This window comes from Kitasatospora sp. NPDC059571 (assembly GCF_042735675.1).
Lineage (GTDB): Bacteria > Actinomycetota > Actinomycetes > Streptomycetales > Streptomycetaceae > Kitasatospora.
Window position 1 is genome coordinate 1 of record NZ_JBHWBW010000608.1, and the last position, 4,017, is coordinate 4,017.

4 protein-coding genes are annotated in these 4,017 nt (G+C 75.1%); 3 read left to right on the forward strand and 1 reads right to left on the reverse strand.

The annotated features are described in order from the left end of the window. Positions 1–90 precede the first annotated feature (90 nt). Positions 91–1,356 (reverse strand): recombinase family protein, encoded by a 1,266-nt coding sequence (locus ACFV0G_RS36475; RefSeq protein WP_380557197.1) that lies wholly within the window; start codon positions 1,354–1,356, stop codon positions 91–93. A gap of 192 nt (positions 1,357–1,548) precedes the next feature. Between ACFV0G_RS36475 and ACFV0G_RS36480 the strand changes: the two genes are divergently transcribed. The 3 genes from ACFV0G_RS36480 to ACFV0G_RS36490 all read left to right on the forward strand — a co-directional run. Further along, positions 1,549–2,649: a hypothetical protein gene (locus tag ACFV0G_RS36480; RefSeq protein ID WP_380557199.1), complete on the forward strand. Its 1,101-nt coding sequence runs from the start codon at positions 1,549–1,551 to the stop codon at positions 2,647–2,649. Between the two features lie 59 nt (positions 2,650–2,708). After that, a complete protein-coding gene (locus tag ACFV0G_RS36485; protein ID WP_380557201.1) occupies positions 2,709–3,473 on the forward strand; it encodes a TIGR03936 family radical SAM-associated protein in 765 nt (254 codons plus the stop codon). 348 nt (positions 3,474–3,821) lie between these two features. Next, a partial coding sequence (locus tag ACFV0G_RS36490) for a hypothetical protein (protein ID WP_380557203.1) occupies positions 3,822–4,017 on the forward strand: 196 nt, incomplete at its 3' end.

Sequence of the window (4,017 nt, forward strand, 5' to 3'; positions counted from 1 at the left end):
CACTCAACCACAGCGGATCGCAGTCATAAAAAAGAGGCGGGAGCGCGCCCCCCCCCCCCCCCCCCCCGGCGCGGGCGGGGCCGCGCGCCGCTAGCCGGGGCAGGGCGCGAACACATCGCTCCTGACGATCAGGCGTTCCTCGACATCGGGTGGCAGAACCAGTTCCAGACCCACCTCGGGCGCTCTCCGGCCGGGGATCCGCTCCCGGCGGACACGGCAGGTGACCCCCGCCCGTCGCAGGTCCTCGGCCATCGTCCCCGCCCCTTCGCGCCGCCAGCGATCGGCGAAGGTGTCGCCGCTCGGGGACAGGACCCAATGCGGCACCGCCGGCCGGCCGTTCCCCGCTGTGCCAGCCCGGTACTCCCGCACCCGGACGGCACAGTCTCCCAGCCGGCTCACGACCTCGGCGGCGAGCTGCTGGTACACGACCTCCGGGTGCGGTGCCCCCAGGCCTCCGCTCGGGCAGGCCCGGCAGCGCAGGTAGGTGTAGGCACGCTGATTCGTCCTGGTCCGGTGGACCGTCATGTTGGTGCCGCAGTCCGCGCACACCAGCACACCCAGGAACTCGGTTGCACCGCCGGGCCTCCGGGCCGGTTGTGACGTCGCCCTGCGGTCGAGGGCCGACTGCAGCGACTGCCACTCCTGCTCGGTGAAGATCGGGGCGGCCACCCGAACGGGGCGGCCGTGCCGGTCCCGCACGATCCTCGAACGGCGGGCGGACGCGTCCGGGTCCGCCTCGACCCGCCACCCGAGCAGCGCAGGGTTCCGCAACCGCCGCAGCACCGTTGCGGCGGTCCACCGGCCGCCGCCGCCCGTGGGGATCCGTGCCCGGACGAGCACGGTGGCCATCCGGCGGGCCGGCACCCCGCGCAGTGCGGCGCCATGGCACCAGCGCAGAACGCGGCGGGCTCCGGGTTCGACGACCAGCCTGCCGGAGGCGCTGGTCGTGTAGCCGTAGGGAGGTTTTCCCACGAGCCAGTCCGACTGGGTCTTCGAGTAGCTCCAGAGACTGGCGACGCGCGTGCTGGTGCCACGCGTTTCGAGTTCGGCCACCCCGCCGATGACCTTCGCCAGCTCCTTCCCCACCACGGTGGAAAGATCGAGGGCCTCGTGCTTCGAGACCAGGTTCTTCCCGTGGTCCGCGCACCACTCGATCATGATGCTGAGGTCGGTCAGGCGGCGGACGAACCGGTCCAGCCTCCAGAAGAGCAGGGCGTCGAAATCGGGCGCGCGCTCGTTCAGCCAGTGCCCCAGTTCCCGGCGCTTCCACGGGGGAACCCGGGTCGCGGAGACGTTCAGGTCGCTGGCCACTCCGACGACGCGGAAGCCGCGTTCCCGTGCCGGTCGTGTGTTCACGGCCTGACCAACGAGGCGGCGGCCCGGTGGATGGGGTCCCGGAGGTTTCTGTTCTCAGATGGACACGTACATCCGGGCCGCCCCGACCGGCAGGAAACTGCTGCCGTTCAGGTGGTCAATCCGTAGTACCATCGCGCAACTCTGTCGGCCCCCGGCGTTCTCGCCGGGGGCCGCTGTGCGATGAGGAGAGGTATGGACGACGACCGCCCCGCCGAGGGCTGCCTGGTGGCGTTCGTCAGGGTGCCGGCCCGGATCGTCGCGCTGGTCGTGGTGGTGCCGCTGCGGCTGCTGTGGGAACTGCTGCTCGCCGTGCTGCGGCCGGTGGGGCGTGCGGTGGACCGGCTCCTCGCGGTGCTGGCCGCCGGGGCCCGGTGGTGCGGGCGGTGGCTGGTGGCCGCGCCGCTGGCGTGGGTGTACCGGTGGCTGCTGGTACCGCTGGGCCGGGCGCTGGCCGCCGGGCTCACGGTGGTCGGCCGGGCCGTCGTCGCAGTGCTCACCGCGGGCGGCCGGGTGGTGGTCGCCGGGCTCACCGCCGTCGGGCGCGCGCTGGCGTGGTGCGGCCGGTGGCTGGTGGCCGCGCCGCTCGTCCGGGCGTACAGGCGGGTGCTGAGGCCGCTGGGCCCGGTGCTGGTCCGGCTGGCGACCCTGCTGGTGGCGGAGCCGCTGACCTGGCTCGGCCGCCAGGTGCTGGTGCCCCTCGGCCGGGCGCTGCTGGCCACCCTGCTCGCCGTGGGCACGGCGCTCGAATGGTGCGGGCGGTGGCTGGTGGCGGAGCCACTGGCGTGGGCGTGGCGGTCCGTGCTGGTGCCGCTCGGCCGGGTGCTCGTGGCCGGCCTTCGGGCGGCGGGCGCCGCGCTCGCCGCGGCCTCCCTGGCCGCGGGTGCGCTGATCGCGCTGGTCGGCCGGGCGCTGGCCGCCGGCCTGCGGGCGGCGGGCGCGGTGCTGGCGGCGGTCGGCCGGGTGGCGGGCGCGGCGCTGGCCCGGTGCTGGCGGGTGCTGGTCGCGGTGCCCGCGGCGTGGTGCGGCCGGTGGCTGCTGCGGCCGGTGCTGGCCGCGGTGGGCCGGGTGCTCCTCGGGGCGTGGCGGATCGGCGGGCGGCTGTGGCGCTCCCTCGTCCTGCGGCCGTGCCGCTGGGTGCGGCGCGAGGTGTGGTGGCCGGCGAAGGCCGAGGTCCGGCGGGTGCTGCGCGAGGTGCGGCGGGTCCTGTGGGGTGACCCGGTCCGGGCGGTGGATCAGGGCGCGTACCCTTGTCCTGACAAGGATCCGGCCGGTGACGGCCGGACGGGACACTGACGAAGGACTGAGCAGCCCTGGCACGCCGCACGCCCGACGGTCCGCCGCCCGCGCCGACGGTGCAGCGCATCCGTCTCCGCTACACCAAGCGCGGCCGTCTGCGCTTCACCAGCCACCGGGACTTCCAGCGGGCGTTCGAGCGCGCGCTCCGCCGCTCGGCCGTCCCGATGGCCTACTCCGCGGGCTTCACGCCGCACCCCAAGGTCTCCTACGCCAACGCCGCACCCACCGGCGTCGCCAGCGAGGCCGAGTACCTGGAGATCGGCCTCGCCGAGGCCCGCGACCCCGAGGCGCTCCGCGCCCAGCTGGACGGGTCGCTCCCGCCGGGCCTGGACGTGATCGACGCCGTCGAGGTCCGCACCGCCCACTTCGTGGAGCGCCTGGAGGCCTCCGAGTGGCAGCTGCGCCTGGACGGCGTGGACCGGTCCGAGGCGGAGGCCGCGGCCGTGGCGTTCCTGGCCGCCGAGCGGGTCGAGGTGCAGCGGATGACCAAGAACGGGCTGCGGGTGTTCGACGCCCGCAGTGCGGTCGCGGCACTGGAGGTACTCCCCGCACAGGTCGGGGATGGTAACGACACTGGCACGGAGCGTGCCGACGATGTTCGTGCGGGCACACCCTGTGCGATACTGCGGCTGGTAGTACGACACGCCACACCCGCCGTACGACCCGACGACGTTTTGTCCGGTCTCCGTGCGACGGCCGACCTGGCGCCGCCGGTCCCCGCTGAGGTGACCAGGCTGGCGCAGGGGCCGCTCGACGAGGGGACCGGCACGGTGACCGACCCGCTGGCGCTCGATCGCGCCGCGGCCGCGGCCGCGCAGTAGCGGCGGCAGGGCCGCGCGCCTTCGCCGACCGCCGAGCGGGCGGGAGCCAGGGCCCGGTACGGGCCGCTGGCTCCCCAGGTCCCCGCGGCTTCCCAGGGGAGCGAGCGCCGTCGTACGCAGACGGGCCTCGCGGCCCGGCCTGGACAACGAGAAGACTGGTCAGACCAGAAGACTTTTCGGCGCCCCGCACCCCGCGGGAGCCGAGCCAGACTACGAGCTCCTGTGCGGCCTCGCGTCCGCCCGGCAGCACCGTGGGAGTCGGCACGCCATTACCGTGCCCGACCGTGACCCAGGTGCTGAACCGTGCGCGGATGCGGAGCCCGGGGGCCTGACGGGAGATCCACCCGCATGCTTGAGAACGAACCGCAGTCCGCTGCGGAACCGGCCGACAGTTCTGCCGACGCCTCCGCCGCGCCGCCGCGCCGCCGGCGCCGGGCGGTGTCCCGCCCGGCCGGTGCGCCGCAGGGCGCCGCCGCCGAGACGGCCGAGACCGTGCTGCCCGCCGAGTCGCAGCCTGCTCAGCCGCAGGCCGCCGAGGCCGAGG

Bases quoted from the DNA above. Each gene is read 5' to 3' on its own strand.
- ACFV0G_RS36480 (WP_380557199.1), top strand. From the start codon at position 1,549: ATGGACGACGACCGCCCCGCCGAGGGCTGCCTGGTGGCGTTCGTCAGG.